Annotated in this window: 12 protein-coding genes; all 12 read left to right on the top strand. The window is 32.6% G+C overall.

What is annotated here, in order from left to right:
- Positions 1-10: 10 nt before the first annotated feature.
- The 12 genes from OS188_RS04205 to OS188_RS04150 all read left to right on the top strand — a co-directional run bounded on the left by OS188_RS04205 (position 11) and on the right by OS188_RS04150 (position 15,077).
- Positions 11-1,321, top strand: coding sequence for an amidohydrolase family protein (locus OS188_RS04205; protein ID WP_267147575.1), 1,311 nt, complete (start codon positions 11-13; stop codon positions 1,319-1,321).
- A gap of 60 nt (positions 1,322-1,381) precedes the next feature.
- Positions 1,382-2,179 (top strand): TrmH family RNA methyltransferase, encoded by a 798-nt coding sequence (locus OS188_RS04200; protein WP_267147574.1) that lies wholly within the window; start codon positions 1,382-1,384, stop codon positions 2,177-2,179.
- 5 nt (positions 2,180-2,184) lie between these two features.
- The gene (locus tag OS188_RS04195; protein ID WP_267147573.1) at positions 2,185-3,417 is read left to right on the top strand and encodes a M48 family metallopeptidase; all 1,233 of its coding nucleotides are present in this window, start codon (positions 2,185-2,187) and stop codon (positions 3,415-3,417) included.
- A 162-nt stretch (positions 3,418-3,579) separates the two neighbouring features.
- The gene (locus OS188_RS04190) at positions 3,580-5,793 is read left to right on the top strand and encodes a RelA/SpoT family protein (RefSeq protein WP_267147572.1); all 2,214 of its coding nucleotides are present in this window, start codon (positions 3,580-3,582) and stop codon (positions 5,791-5,793) included.
- Positions 5,794-5,820: 27 nt separating this feature from the next.
- On the top strand, positions 5,821-6,273 hold the full coding sequence (locus OS188_RS04185) for a Fur family transcriptional regulator (protein ID WP_267147571.1): 453 nt from the start codon (positions 5,821-5,823) through the stop codon (positions 6,271-6,273).
- 11 nt (positions 6,274-6,284) lie between these two features.
- The gene (locus tag OS188_RS04180; RefSeq protein ID WP_267147570.1) at positions 6,285-7,556 is read left to right on the top strand and encodes an adenylosuccinate synthase; all 1,272 of its coding nucleotides are present in this window, start codon (positions 6,285-6,287) and stop codon (positions 7,554-7,556) included.
- A gap of 124 nt (positions 7,557-7,680) precedes the next feature.
- Positions 7,681-9,531, top strand: coding sequence for an OstA-like protein (locus OS188_RS04175; protein ID WP_267147569.1), 1,851 nt, complete (start codon positions 7,681-7,683; stop codon positions 9,529-9,531).
- A gap of 2 nt (positions 9,532-9,533) precedes the next feature.
- Entirely contained in the window at positions 9,534-10,724 is a 1,191-nt protein-coding gene (locus tag OS188_RS04170) for an aspartate aminotransferase family protein (protein ID WP_267147568.1), read from the top strand.
- A 138-nt stretch (positions 10,725-10,862) separates the two neighbouring features.
- Positions 10,863-12,242, top strand: a complete 1,380-nt coding sequence (locus OS188_RS04165) for a tetratricopeptide repeat protein (protein WP_267147567.1) — start codon at positions 10,863-10,865, stop codon at positions 12,240-12,242.
- Positions 12,243-12,316: 74 nt separating this feature from the next.
- On the top strand, positions 12,317-13,327 hold the full coding sequence (locus OS188_RS04160) for a DUF368 domain-containing protein (protein WP_267147566.1): 1,011 nt from the start codon (positions 12,317-12,319) through the stop codon (positions 13,325-13,327).
- The gene (locus OS188_RS04155; protein WP_267147565.1) at positions 13,327-14,343 is read left to right on the top strand and encodes a DUF368 domain-containing protein; all 1,017 of its coding nucleotides are present in this window, start codon (positions 13,327-13,329) and stop codon (positions 14,341-14,343) included. The genes OS188_RS04160 and OS188_RS04155 overlap by 1 nt, the downstream gene beginning before the upstream one ends.
- Complete coding sequence (locus tag OS188_RS04150) at positions 14,340-15,077, top strand: shikimate dehydrogenase family protein (RefSeq protein WP_267147564.1); 738 nt, start codon at positions 14,340-14,342, stop codon at positions 15,075-15,077. Before OS188_RS04155 ends, OS188_RS04150 begins: the two co-directional genes overlap by 4 nt.
- The last annotated feature ends 71 nt before the right edge of the window (positions 15,078-15,148 follow it).

Below are 15,148 nucleotides of genomic sequence, written 5' to 3'. Positions count from 1 at the left end.
AATTAAAAAGATGAAAAAATCATTTATATACATTTTAACTGCTTTTTTATTGTGTACTACAATAATTTCAGCGCAACAAACTCCAGCTCCTAAACAAGTACAAGACATTTGTATTATTGGCGCAACCGCTCATATTGGTAACGGACAAGTAATAAACAACAGTATTATTGTTTTAAAAGACGGAAAAATCGAGCTCGTTGCCAATGCGACTACTTCTAAAATAGACATGTCCAATATGGAAGTTATAAACGCAGATGGCCAACATGTTTATCCAGGATTTATTGTACCAAACTCCACACTTGGTTTAGGTGAAATTGATTCTGTCCGTGCTACACAAGATAATGATGAAGTGGGAAGTATGAATCCTCATATTAGAAGCTTAATTGCCTATAATACTGAATCTAAAGTTGTGGAATCCATGAGACCAAACGGCGTATTAATTGGACAAATAACTCCTCAAGGTGGACGCATTGCAGGAACCTCATCCATTGTACAATTTGATGCATGGAATTGGGAAGATGCTGCCCTAAAAACAGACGATGGTGTACATATAAATTGGCCAAATCCTTATACTAAAGGCAAATGGTGGCTGGGCGAACCTTCTACTTTAAAACCAAATAAAGATTATATCACACAAATAGAAGAACTCACAGATTATTTGGAACAAGGCAAAGCATATTTAAAAGGGGAAAAACAAACAAAACACTTGCCTTTTGAAGCTTTACAAGGTATTATTATGGGTTCTAAAAAATTATATATTCATGTAGATAATGCTAAAGGAATAACCGACGCTGTTGAATTTACTAAAAAAAATAACATAAAAGACATGGTTATTGTTGGTGGTTATGAAGCCTACAAAGTAACAGGCATTTTAAAACAGAACAATATTCCTGTAATACTTAAACGTGTTCACTCCAGGCCAACAAGCGATGATCAAGATTACGACTTACCTTATAAAATGGCGAAAACTCTTGTGGATAATGGTATTCTAGTAGCTCTACAAGTTAATGGTGGACAAATGGAACGCATGAATTCTAGAAACCTTCCATTCTATGCTGGAACTTGTGCTGCTTATGGATTGGATAAAGAGGAAGCTTTAAAACTTATTACTAGTAATACAGCAAAAATTCTTGGCATTGATGATATTTGTGGCACTTTAGAAACAGGAAAAGATGCAACTCTCTTTATCAGCGAAGGAGATGCTTTAGATATGCGAACAAACAAATTAAGCAAAGCTTTTATTCAAGGTAGGGACATTAGTTTGGAAACCCACCAAACCGAACTCTATGAACGTTATTCGGAAAAATATAAGAATCAGTAAACAGAAAAAGCTTCAGAATAATTCTGAAGCTTTTTAATTTAGATATTCTATTTTTGCATCATGAATAAAGTTATAGTAAGCACGCAAAATCCTTATATAAAATCACTTTTAAAATTAAAGGAAAAATCAAGAGAGCGAAAAACCTCTGGACTCTTTTTAATTGAAGGAATTCGAGAAATTAGTTTAGCAATAAAAGGAAATTATTTTATTGATACCCTTTTATTTTGCCCTGAATTATTTTCAGAAACTCAAACAAAAGAGTTGGCTAATTCCCAAACTAACATCATAGAAATCTCTAAAGACGTCTATCAAAAATTAGCCTATAGAGAAACAACAGAAGGTCTTATTGCAGTAACTAAAACCAAGGAATTTACATTAAAAAACTTGGAATTTAAAACTAAGAACCCCTTAATTTTAGTTGCCGAAGCTCCTGAAAAACCAGGAAATATTGGAGCCTTATTACGTACTGCAGATGCAGCAAATGTAGATGCTGTTATAATAGCTAATCCAAAAACCGATTTATATAACCCGAACATTATTCGTTCTAGCGTAGGTTGTGTATTTACAAATCAGATTGCAACCGGAAGTACCAAAGAAATTATTCAATTTTTAAAAGAAAACAACTTTTTTATCTATTGTGCTGCCCTACAAGCATCAGTTTCTTACCACACTCAAGATTATACAAAACCAACAGCTATAGTAGTTGGTACGGAGGCCACTGGATTAAGCACAGAATGGCTAAACAATTCGTCACAAAACATAATTATTCCTATGCAAGGTGAAATAGATTCTATGAATGTATCTGTTGCAGCTGGAATTCTTATTTTTGAAGCCAAAAGACAACGCAATTTTAAATAAACTGAATGACCTCTACTACTCTATTCTATATCATCATAGCCATAATTATTATCAATTTTGTTATTGATAAAATCCTTGATGCTTTAAATGCAAAACATTTTAATGATGAAGTTCCGCAAGAGCTTCAAGATGTTTATGATGACACGGAATACAAAAAATCTCAAGCCTACAAAAAAACAAATTATAAATTTGGATTACTTACGTCTAGCTTTTCAATTATTTTAACTCTTGCTTTTTTAATTTTTGACGGTTTTGAATTTGTTGACAATATGGCCAGAAACTATTCAGAAAACCCTATTATTATTGCACTAGTTTTCTTTGGAATTATTATGATTGGTAGCGATATTCTTTCAACACCATTCTCCTACTATAAAACCTTTGTTATTGAGGAAAAATTTGGGTTTAATAAAACCACAAAAAAGACTTTTATATTAGACAAAATAAAAGGCTGGCTCATGTTAGCTGTTGTAGGCGGTAGTATTTTGGCACTTATTATCTGGTTTTATCAGTTTTCTGGAGATGATTTCTGGTTGTACGCCTGGGCATTAGTTACAGCTTTCACAATAGTTATGAACATGTTTTACGCCAAATTAATTGTGCCTTTATTCAACAAACAGACACCCTTAGAAGAAGGAGAATTACGCAATAAGATTTCTAATTATGCTAAGACTGTCGGTTTTAAATTAGATAAAATATTTGTAATCGATGGGTCCAAACGAAGCACCAAAGCCAATGCTTATTTTTCTGGATTTGGAAGTGAAAAACGTGTCACACTTTACGATACCCTGATTAACGATTTAGAAGATGAAGAAATAGTAGCAGTTCTTGCTCACGAAGTTGGCCATTATAAGAAAAAGCACATCGTATTTAATCTATTTGCTTCCGTTTTACTTACGGGATTAACACTTTATATCTTGTCAATTTTTATATCAAACCCTCTGCTTTCAAATGCTTTGGGTGTAAACACTCCAAGTTTTCACATAGGTTTAATTGCCTTCGGATTACTTTATGCGCCTATATCCGAAGTAACCAGCCTAATTATGAATTGGTTTTCCAGAGCCTTCGAATATCAGGCAGATAATTATGCCAAAACTACGTATAAAGCAGAGCCTTTAATTACATCACTTAAAAAGCTATCAAAAAATAGTTTGAGCAATTTAACACCACATAAGGCATATGTTTTTATGCATTATTCACATCCTACCCTCTTGGAAAGGATTAGAAATTTAAAATTATAGGTCTACAATTAATTTAATAAAATATTTTTAGTTTTAAATGTCATAAAATCGGGAAACATCTTATATTTATATAAAATACACCCATTTTAAAACTTCGTGGCACCATTTATTTTAAGTAGAAAAGGGTTGTAAATTTGTTTCCTTTATACTATTTTTAAATTTATGACAGAACTAGAGCTAGAAAAAGAAAATGTTGCAATTGCCAAGGCTTATAAAGAATTACTTCGCGTAAGTTATAGAACACTTTCAGACGAGGATAAAAAACTTATTCGAAAAGCCTTCGATGTGGCTGTAGATGCACATAAAGAACAGCGCAGAAAATCTGGAGAAGCTTATATTTTCCATCCTATTGCTGTGGCTAAAATTGTAGCTCAGGAAATTGGTATGGATGCAACGTCCATTGCTGCTGCTTTGCTTCATGATGTAGTTGAAGACAACGAAGATTATTCTATAGCAGATATCGAACAGTTATTTGGTGAAACCGTAGCAAAAATCGTGGATGGCTTAACTAAAATTTCATCGTTAGATACAGAAATGGACGTGTCTCTTCAAGCTGAAAACTTTAGACGAATGCTCTTAACATTAAACGATGATGTTAGGGTAATTATCATAAAGATTGCAGACCGGCTTCATAACATGCAGACCATGGAGTCTATGCGTTCTGATAAACAAGTTAAAATTGCTTCCGAAACACTTTATATTTATGCACCACTAGCTCATAGAATCGGACTTTATAATATAAAAACCGAGCTGGAAGATTTAGGTTTAAAATATACCGAACCAGAAGTATATCACGATATTTTAACTAAAATAAAAGACAGCAAAGAAGAACAAGACGAATATATAAACGAGTTTACAGGAGTTATAAAAACAACCTTAGATAAAGAAAATTTAGAATATGAAATAAAAGGAAGACCTAAATCTATTTTTTCTATTAGGAGAAAAATGCAAAATCAAGGTGTAACTTTCGATGAGGTTTACGACAAGTTTGCTGTAAGGATTATTTATAAAAGTGAACCGGAAAACGAAAAGTTCCTAGCCTGGAAAATTTATTCAATTGTAACGGATCATTTTAGACCAAACCCTACCCGACTTAGAGATTGGATTTCTTCACCTAAATCTACTGGATACGAAGCATTACACATTACGGTTGTTGGCCCAAAAGGCCGTTGGGTTGAAGTTCAAATTAGGAGTGAACGCATGAACGAAGTAGCCGAAAAAGGTTTTGCAGCACATTATAAATATAAAGAAGGAAGCGAAAAAGATGACAGCTTAGATGTTTGGATTGCTAGATTACAAGAAGCATTAGAAAACCATGAAACCAATGCAGTAGATTTTGTTGAGCAATTTAAACTTAACTTATATTCCAAAGAAATATTTGTTTTCACTCCAAAAGGCGAATTAAAATCTTTACCAAAAGGAGCTACGCCATTAGATTTTTCTTTTAGCATCCATACCGAAGTGGGTATGAAAACTCGTGGCGCTAAAGTAAATGGTAAATTAGTTCCACTTAGTCATGTTTTAAAAAGTGGAGATCGGGTAGATATTTTAACTTCAGAAAGTGCCAAACCCAACTCCAACTGGTTAGATTATGCAACCACGGCAAAAGCCAGAAGTAAAATTAAATCTGCTTTAAAAGAAGACAAAAAAATAATAGCCGAAGACGGAAAGGAAATTTTAAGAAGAAAATTAAAACAATTAAAAATTACTTTAAACGAGAAATCGGTTAATGAATTAGTAAATTATTTTAAACTTAAAACAAGTTTAGATTTATTTTACAGAATTGGAATTGGAACTATTGATAATAATATGCTAAAAGAGTTTGCTTCATCTAGAAGCAATGCTTTTATGAGTTATATTAAAAATAAAATTTCCAGAAGACCAACTATTACCAAAGAGGAAATTGATAAAGATGAAATTACCTCCAAATTCGATTTACTGGTATTTGGAAAAGAAGAAGAAAAATTAGATTACAAATTTGCCAACTGCTGTAATCCTATTCCGGGCGATCCTGTTTTTGGATTTTTAACTATAAACGATGGCTTAAAAGTTCATAAAAAAAACTGCCCGAATGCAGTAAGCTTACAATCCAATTATGCCTATAGAATTATGACAGCTAAATGGATAGACTCTTCGCAAGAAGAATTTGCGGCACAGATTATTCTATCAGGAATTGATAATTTAGGCCTGGTAAATGATATTACTAAAGTTATTTCATCCAATATGCATGTTAACATGAAAAGCTTAAGTTTTCAAAGCGATGACGGCATTTTTACAGGTAAAATTAATGTAGTCGTAAAAAACATTACCTTACTTAAAAAGCTCATGGATAACTTGAAAAAAATTAATGGTATAGATAAAGTATCTAGAGTTTAAAAATTAATGTAAATTTGCCACAGAATTATGAGTTTAAAAACAGATACAAAAAACCAAGAGATTGTAAAAAACGTGTTTACGGCTTTTTTAGAAGAAAAAAAGCATCGTAAAACACCAGAGCGTTATGCCATTTTACAAGAAATTTATAATAGCGACGAACACTTCGATATCGAGTCTTTATACCTAAGTATGAAAAACAAAAAATATCGTGTGTCTAGAGCTACCCTTTATAATACCATAGAATTATTATTGGAATGTGGCTTGGTTAGAAAACATCAATTTGGACAAAATCAAGCACATTACGAAAAATCGTATTTTGATAAACAACACGACCATGTTATTCTAACAGATACTGGGGAAGTTATCGAATTTTGCGATCCTAGAATTCAAAGTATCAAAAAAACAATCGAAGAAGTTTTTGATATAGAAATCAAAAACCATTCACTCTACTTTTACGGCAACAGAAAAACAACCAAATAACTTATTTTAAAATGGCAGTAGATTTACTACTAGGACTACAATGGGGAGACGAAGGCAAAGGAAAAATTGTCGATGTTCTTACCTCCAACTACAATATTATTGCACGTTTTCAAGGAGGACCAAATGCCGGTCATACGCTTGAATTTGATGGCATAAAACATGTTTTAAGGACTATTCCTTCTGGAATTTTTCATAAAGAATCCGTTAACGTTATAGGCAATGGTGTGGTAATCGATCCAGTGGTTTTTGCTAAAGAATTAGAAGGTTTAGATCAATTTAATATTGATTATAAAAAGAATCTAATTATTTCTAGAAAAGCACATGTTATTCTTCCAACACATAGATTGTTGGATGCTGCCAGCGAAGCTTCAAAAGGAAAAGCTAAAATTGGCTCTACCCTTAAAGGAATTGGACCAACGTACATGGATAAAACCGGAAGAAACGGAATTCGTGTGGGCGATTTAGAACTGTCTGACTGGAAAGAAAAATACCGTGCTTTAGCTAACAAACACGAAGCTCTGATTGAATTCTACAATGTGGATGTTCAATACAATTTAAAAGAAATGGAAGTAGAGTTTTTTGAAGCTGTTGAAGTTTTAAAAACTTTACAATTTATAGATTCTGAAGAATATTTATTCCAAGCGCAAAAATCTGGGAAAACTATTCTAGCCGAAGGTGCTCAAGGTTCTTTATTAGATATAGATTTTGGAACTTATCCTTTTGTTACTTCAAGTAATACAACAGCAGCAGGAGCATGTACTGGCCTAGGTGTAGCCCCAAATCAAATTGGCGAAGTATATGGCATTTTTAAAGCGTATACAACCCGTGTTGGTTCTGGTCCTTTCCCAACCGAATTATTTGATGAAGTTGGAGAAAAAATGGCCAAAATTGGAAACGAATTTGGAGCAGTTACAGGACGTAACAGACGCTGTGGTTGGCTAGACTTAATAGCTTTAAAGTATGCTTGTCAGGTTAATGGTGTCACTAAATTAATGATGATGAAAGGCGATGTGCTTTCAGGCTTCAAATCTTTAAAAGTTTGTACAGCTTATAATTATAAAGGTGAAACTATCACGCATCTACCTTACAGTATTGAACCAGAAAATCTAAAACCAATTTATACAGAGTTCAAAGGTTGGAAAGAAGATTTAACTAAAATGACAGAAGAGGCGCAATTCCCAAAAGAATTGAACGACTACATAGCTTTCTTAGAAAAAGAATTAGAAATTCCTATTCAAGTAGTTTCTGTTGGACCAGATAGAAAACAGACTATTTTTAGGTAATTACTCTACAAAACAATAATATTAGACCTTTCAAGTTATTTAACCTGAAAGGTCTTTTCTATTAAAAATATCCTAATGCAATACAACAGTACATATTAATCATTATTTTTGTACAAAATTTAAAATGTTGCTACAACCAAGTCAGAACTTACTTAGCTTTTTCTTTTGCCTTTTATTCTTAGGGGTTTCTTATGCCCAAGAACAAAAGCGCATTGAAATTAAATATTCTGGATTTTTGGAATTCAAAGAAGAAGATGCTCCGGGATTAAAAGTAATGACTCGAGATGACTCTCAACAAATTCATGTTGTCCACGAAGGCGTAAACATGTATTGCGACCAAGCCTTACTTTATAGCAACGAAGACTTTATTGAAGCTTACGGAAACGTTAGAATGATTCAAGGAGACACCATTAATATGACTTCTAAATATGTGGAGTACAGTGGAAAAACAAAGTTGGCTTTTGCAAGTGGCGAGGTGGTACTTACCGAACCTAATTCAACCCTAACCACAGATACTCTATATTTTGACAGAGCTAAACAACAGTCTTATTATAAAAGTGGTGGACAAGTTGTTAGAGATTCTTCCGGAACAATTACCAGTACCATTGGACGCTATTATATGAATGCCAAAAAATACCAGTTTGTCAATAATGTGGTTTTAACGCATCCTGATTACAATATCAACACCATGCATTTAGATTTTTATTCTGAAAGCGGTTATGCTTATCTCTATGGACCTTCAACTATAATAACCGATGAGAGTAAAACTTACTGTGAAAAAGGTTTTTACGATACTGAAAATAAAACTGGATATGGTGTTAAAAAAACAAAGATTAATTACGACAACCGCATATTTGAAGGTGATAGTATGTATTTTGATAATACAAGAAATTTTGCTTCGGCAACCAATAATATAAAGGTTACAGATACGGTTAATAAAAGTATTATTAAAGGACATTATGCCGAAGTGTACAAAGCCAAAGATTCTGTGTTCATAACCAAAAGAGCTTTGGCTATATCTGTTCAGGAAAAAGATTCCATCTATATTCATGCAGACACATTAATGGTAACTGGAAAAGCAGACAAACGAATTACAAGAGCTTTTAGAAATACAAAAATGTACAAATCTGATATGAGTGGTAAAGCAGATTCCATTCATGTTAATCATCATACTGGGTTAACCCAACTAATTAATATTTCTAAACTCTCATCTAAAGATGCATTTGCAGTACAACGACGTCCTATTATTTGGAATTTAGAAAAGCAGATAACTGGAGATACCATTCATATTAAATCAAATCCGAAAACCGAAAAGTTAGATTCTTTGCTTGTCTTTTACGATGCCTTTTTAATTGGCAAAGACACCATTAGCGAGGATGGCTATAATCAAGTATCTGGAAAAAGGCTTATTGGCTTATTTGACGAACAGAATAATCTAAAACAAGTAGATGTTATAAAAAATGCTGAATCTATATTTTATGCCAGAAACGACGAACAGGAACTTTTTGGAATTGACAAAGCGAAGTCTGGAAGTATATCCATTTTCTTTATAGATGGAGAGATTGAAAAATACAACCGATATAACCAAATAGACGCCAAAACTTATCCTGATTCAGAGTTCCCTAAAAATGCAAGAAAACTAAGAGGATTTGATTGGCGAGAAGAAGAACGCCCTAAAAGCGTAGAAGATTTATTTAGTGACGATCCACCATTAAATTTGCCTGTAATTGAAGGTTTAGATGACTATGTGCCACAGGAAGAGTTTTTTGATGAAAACCTGGTTGGCCGTATTGAAAAAGCAAAAAAAGCAGAAAAACCTTCCTTAGAAGATGTTTCGGAAGAGGAAAAAAATCAAAATAAAAACTTTAAAGCTAGTAGACATGTGCCTCAAGCTGTTATGGATAGTATAAACTTAAAAAAAGAGAATAAAAAACGAGTAAACAAAAACACCTTGTCTCCAGAAACAAACAAATAAAAATGGCTATAGATTTTTTAAAATATCAAGCACAAACATCTCCACATCCCTTGGCGTTAAAAATATCTCACGCTAAAGGCTCTTATGTTTACGATGTTGACAATAAAGCCTATTTAGATTTTGTTGCAGGTGTCTCAGCATGCACATTAGGTCATGGTCATCCAAAAGTGGTTTCTGCTGTTAAGGAGCAATTGGATAAATATTTACATGTTATGGTTTATGGCGAGTATATTCAAGAACCAGCTGTAGAACTAACTAAATTATTAGCTAAACATTTACCCAACAATCTGGAAAAAACCTATTTAACCAATTCAGGAACAGAAGCCATAGAAGGAGCTCTAAAATTGGCCAAACGGGTTACTAAAAGAAGTGGTATTATTTCGGCAAAAAACGCCTATCATGGCAACACTATGGGATCTATGAGCATTATGGGTTTTGAAGAACGCAAAAGAGCCTTTAGACCTTTATTGCCAGATGTGTCCTTTATTGAGTTTAATAATGAAGAAGATTTAAATAAAATAACAAAGAAAACAGCCTGTGTTGTTTTAGAAACCATCCAAGGTGGTGCCGGATTTATCCAACCTAAAAACCATTATTTAGAAAAAGTAAGAGAAAGATGCAATAAAGTTGGAGCTCTGTTAATTTTAGATGAAATTCAACCGGGAATTGGTAGAACAGGAAAACTATTTGGTTTTGAGCATTACAATTGTGTACCAGATATTCTAGTAACCGGAAAAGGTTTGGGAGGAGGTATGCCTATTGGCGCTTTTACAGCTTCGGCAGAACTTATGGACTCCTTACAAGACAATCCTAAGTTAGGACATATTACAACCTTTGGTGGACATCCCGTAATTGCTGCAGCAGCATTAGCTACTTTAAAAGAAGTAACAAAAAGCAACTTAATAGCTCAAACTCTAGAAAAGGAGCAAATTTTCAGAAAATACTTGGTACATCCATTAATTCTCGAAATTCGTGGAAAAGGACTCATGCTTGCTGCCATGACAGCTTCGGCAGATATTACAAACCAGGTTATTTTAGCATGTCAAGATGAAGGTCTCATACTATTTTGGCTGCTCTTTGAACCCAAAGCCATTCGAATAACACCTCCTTTAACCATTTCTAATGACGAAATAATTAAAGGTTGTCAAATAATCTTAAAAGTTCTGGATAAAATACACTCAGAACACCATTAATTAACATGCTGATAATCAGTAAATTACATGCATTTAATCAAAACTGTTCATTACTTTGTTAAAAAGATTTGAGCAATTTTCATTTAAAACTCAAATAGTACGTTACATTTAGTCATGTAAACCATAATAAATGTGCTTATGGAATTTAGTCCCAATAATAATTTGCCGCTAACAAAATTTGAATCGATGTTAAAAACGAATCATGTTTTGTTTTTCGACTCGGAAGAATTTGAAAATATAATACACCATTACCTGACCTTAGGTAAGGTTTCTTTAGCTAAAAAAGCAATAAAATTAGGCTTGCAGCAACACCCTGACTCTATTAACCTAAGGCTTTTCAAGGTTGAAATTTTCGTGTTTGAAGATAAGCTGAAAGAAGCAGATATATTACTTAACGAACTTTATGAACTAGAACCTCATAATGACGAAATCTATATTCAAAAGGCTAATATATTTTCAAAAAAAGACAATCATAAAAAAGCCATTCACGTTTTAAAACAAGCTTTAGAACTTACTGATGATGTGCAAGATATTTACTCTTTGATTGGCATGGAATATTTGTTTCTAGACAAATTTGAAGATGCTAAATATTATTTCATGAAATGTATGGAAGAGGATACAGAAGATTACTCTGCCTTGTACAATATGATATATTGCTTTGAATTTTTAGATCAACAAGACGAAGCTATAGAATATCTAAACTCCTTATTAAATAAAAACCCTTACAGCGAGGTTGCCTGGCATCAATTAGGAAAACAGTATTATGCTCTTAAAGAATACACTAAAGCCTTAACTTCTTTTGATTTTGCCATAATTTCTGATGACACCTTTGTTGGAGCCTATTTAGAAAAAGGAAAAGTATTAGAAAAGCTAAAACGCTATGAAGATGCTTTAGAATCCTATACATTAACTTTAGAACTTGATGACGCCACTTCTTTTGCTCTTTTAAGAATTGGACAGTGTTATGAAAAGTTAAATCAGGACGATTTAGCTATTCAGTATTACAAAAAAACCATAAAAGAAGATCCTTTATTAGACAAAGGATGGATTGCCATAATTAAGTTTTACAACAAAAAGCAAAATTATAAAAAGTCTCTTTACTATGTAAATAAAGCAATAAATATCGATTCTGAAAACGTGTCTTTCTGGAAGTTTTATGCCCAGTTAAATTTTAGATTAAATTTCTTAGAAGAAGCTGAAAGAGGTTATAAAAAAGCTTTGGAATTAGGAAACTATGAATTAGAGACATGGTTGGTTCGAGGAGATATTTTATTAAAACTTGGCGAACCTCAAGCTGCTATTTACAATTTTATTCAAGCATCAGAGTTCTACCCAGAAAACGCAGAAATCGAATATCGATTAGCTGGATTATACTTTAGTTTAAACGAAACTGAAAAAGGAGAATATCACTTAAAAAACGGTTTATGTTTTAATACAGAATATGCCTTTATTATAGAAGAGCTCTTTCCTAAAGTTTACAAAAAACGACTTATAAAAAACCTTCTTAAATCTAAGTAACAGGAAAAACGCCTAACTTAAATAACATATCTTTTTAAATTACATATCTTTGGTTTCTTATTTATAAACTAAGTATGCAGAGACGTTTTAAAGATTATTTTCTAATTACATTAAAAGGGCTTGCCATGGGAGCTGCCGACGCTGTTCCAGGAGTTTCAGGGGGAACAATAGCGCTTATCTCCGGCATCTATCAAGAACTTATTTCCACCATTAGCAATGTTAATTTATCCTTGATAAAAACGCTACGCAAAAATGGTTTTAAAGCATTTTGGAAAGAATTAAACGGTAATTTTATCTTAGCACTTTTAATAGGTATTTTAACCAGCTTTGTGTCTTTTATGCGCTTGGCAAAATACTTAATTGAAAATTATCCAATTTTAATTTGGTCTTTCTTTTTTGGATTAATCATTGCTAGTATTTTCTTTGTTGGAAAACAAATTAGCAAGTGGAACGTAGCATCCGTTCTTGCTTTAATTGCAGGAACTCTATTGGCATATTATGTTACCACCTTACCTTCTATGGCTAGCAATAGCAACCCCTTGTTTTTGTTCATAGCTGGCGCTATAGCCATCTGCGCTATGATATTACCAGGGATTTCGGGATCTTTTATTTTAGTTATTCTCGGGGCTTATAAAACTTTAAGTGATGCAATTCATCACTGGGATTTTAAGCGAATTGCTATTTTTGGAGCTGGAGCAATTGTGGGCTTATTGAGTTTTAGTCGTGTTTTAAAATGGTTATTTAAACACTATCAGAATACAACTTTAGCCTTATTAACAGGTTTTATAATGGGGTCTTTAAACAAAATCTGGCCGTGGAAAAGATCTATTTCAGTTTTAAACGATCTTAGTGGAGAAACTGTTGCATTCTCAAGTATTTCAGAATTAGGAACTCTAGCTGTATATCAACAACAAATAAACGATTTTGAATCTTATAAAATAGTTACTGAAGAAAGTGTTTCGCCATTTGTATATTCTTCCATAAATAATGGGGTGGACTCTCAATTAATACCTGCCTTGATTCTTATAGTTGTAGGATTTTTAACTATTTTTATTCTTGAAAAGGTAGGTAATAAACAAGCATAATGCAGAGCACAAGGACATTCTCAGATAAATTATTCCTAGTTCTAAAAGGCTTAGGAATGGGAGCTGCTAATAAAGTTCCTGGAGTATCTGGAGGTGTCGTAGCTTTCGTAGCTGGTTTTTATGAAGAGTTTATTTATTCCTTACAAAAAGTAAATGGCAAAGCTTTTAAGTTACTTATTAACGGAAGGTTTAAAAGTTTTTACCAATATATTAATGGACGGTTTTTAAGCTTACTCTTCTTAGGAATGATTATAAGCTACTTTAGCGTTTCCAAACTTCTAGATTATTTAATTAAACATCACGAACTATATGTTTGGAGTGTTTTCTTTGGAATGATAATTGGCTCCATCTATTATATAAGCAAGGATTTTGAAGACTGGAATTACAAAACCTACACATCTTTAGCCATTGGAATTATTTTAGGATTAAGTATCAGTTTTTTAAATCCAGCAACAGAAAACGATAATCTGTTTTTTGTTTTCTTTTGTGGTATTATAAGTGTATCCGGCATGACTCTTCCTGGTTTTTCTGGATCTTTTATATTAATACTATTAGGAAATTATGTATTACTTTTAGTAGATTCGGTAAATGCTTTGTATGATACTTTTGCCGAAGTTCTTACCGGAGATTTTAGTTTCATTCACAATCAAGAACGCATAAGAATGATCAAGGTCTTAGCCGTATTTACCATTGGATCTGTAGTTGGTCTAGTAACCTTTTCTCATATTTTAAATTATATTTTAAAAAATTATAAAAGTATTACCATTTCGGCTATTATAGGTTTTATAGTCGGTTCTTTAGGTGTCGTTTGGCCTTGGAAAAAAACCATTCTAAAAATAGATGCAGATGGACAATATGTTTTAGATTCTTCCGGTCGTACTATTATAGAGAATTATACACGGTATATTCCAGAACTTAATAGCGAAACTTATTTTGCAATTGCCTATATTATTTTAGGAATTGTAATTGTACTCGCTTTAGAAAGATATGGAAGAAAAACGCGAAAAACTAAATGAATAAATTTGGCCTTTTAGGAAAAAACATTTCCTATTCGTTTTCAAGAGAATACTTTAAAAACAAGTTTAAAGACGAAGGTATTTTAAATGCTTCATACGAAAATTTCGATATTCAAAATATAGAAGAATTTCCAAGTATTTTATCAAAACACTCAACTTTAAAAGGTTTAAACGTAACCATTCCGTATAAAGAATCTATTATTCCATTTTTAGATGAGATAGATGAAAAAGCTGCGAAAATTGGAGCTGTAAACACCATTAAAATATTAGATAACGGAAAATTAAAAGGATACAATACAGACTATTTTGGATTTTCAAAGTCTTTAGAACCTCAACTTCAATCATTTCACAAAAATGCATTAATATTAGGAACTGGTGGCGCAAGTAAGGCAATTGAATTTGCCTTAAAGGAACTTAAAATTGAAACTTCTTTTGTTTCAAGAAGTGCTTCAAAAGAAACGGCGTTTACTTATAATTCGTTATCAAAAATCGACATAGAAAACCATCTAATAATTATTAATTGCACGCCTTTAGGCACCTATCCAGATATAGAAGCTTGCCCAAACATTCTGTATCAGGCCATAACTAAATCCCACATTTTATTCGACCTAATTTACAATCCACAAGAGACAAAATTTCTAAGTTTCGGGAAAGAAAAAAATGCAACCTGTATCAATGGTTTAGATATGCTTATTTATCAAGCAAATAAAGCCTGGGAGATCTGGAATCTATAATCGTTCTACAAAAGCAAATAAACTTAGGATGACTTTGTAAGTAATACAGTTGTTAGTATCTTTAACGCTAT

The sequence above is a fragment of the Xanthomarina sp. F1114 genome, assembly GCF_026410255.1.
In the GTDB taxonomy this organism is placed as follows: domain Bacteria; phylum Bacteroidota; class Bacteroidia; order Flavobacteriales; family Flavobacteriaceae; genus Xanthomarina.
The sequence above is the reverse complement of the archived record's forward strand: the minus strand, read 5'-3'. Positions and strand labels throughout refer to the sequence as shown.

Excerpts from the sequence above, each read along its gene's own strand:
- OS188_RS04205 (WP_267147575.1), top strand. The coding sequence starts at position 11 with ATGAAAAAATCATTTATATACATTTTAACTGCTTTTTTATTGTGTACT.
- OS188_RS04200 (WP_267147574.1), top strand. The coding sequence starts at position 1,382 with ATGAATAAAGTTATAGTAAGCACGCAAAATCCTTATATAAAATCACTT.
- OS188_RS04195 (WP_267147573.1), top strand. The coding sequence starts at position 2,185 with ATGACCTCTACTACTCTATTCTATATCATCATAGCCATAATTATTATC.
- OS188_RS04190 (WP_267147572.1), top strand. The coding sequence starts at position 3,580 with ATGACAGAACTAGAGCTAGAAAAAGAAAATGTTGCAATTGCCAAGGCT.
- OS188_RS04185 (WP_267147571.1), top strand. The coding sequence starts at position 5,821 with ATGAGTTTAAAAACAGATACAAAAAACCAAGAGATTGTAAAAAACGTG.
- OS188_RS04180 (WP_267147570.1), top strand. The coding sequence starts at position 6,285 with ATGGCAGTAGATTTACTACTAGGACTACAATGGGGAGACGAAGGCAAA.
- OS188_RS04175 (WP_267147569.1), top strand. The coding sequence starts at position 7,681 with ATGTTGCTACAACCAAGTCAGAACTTACTTAGCTTTTTCTTTTGCCTT.
- OS188_RS04170 (WP_267147568.1), top strand. The coding sequence starts at position 9,534 with ATGGCTATAGATTTTTTAAAATATCAAGCACAAACATCTCCACATCCC.
- OS188_RS04165 (WP_267147567.1), top strand. The coding sequence starts at position 10,863 with ATGGAATTTAGTCCCAATAATAATTTGCCGCTAACAAAATTTGAATCG.
- OS188_RS04160 (WP_267147566.1), top strand. The coding sequence starts at position 12,317 with ATGCAGAGACGTTTTAAAGATTATTTTCTAATTACATTAAAAGGGCTT.
- OS188_RS04155 (WP_267147565.1), top strand. The coding sequence starts at position 13,327 with ATGCAGAGCACAAGGACATTCTCAGATAAATTATTCCTAGTTCTAAAA.
- OS188_RS04150 (WP_267147564.1), top strand. The coding sequence starts at position 14,340 with ATGAATAAATTTGGCCTTTTAGGAAAAAACATTTCCTATTCGTTTTCA.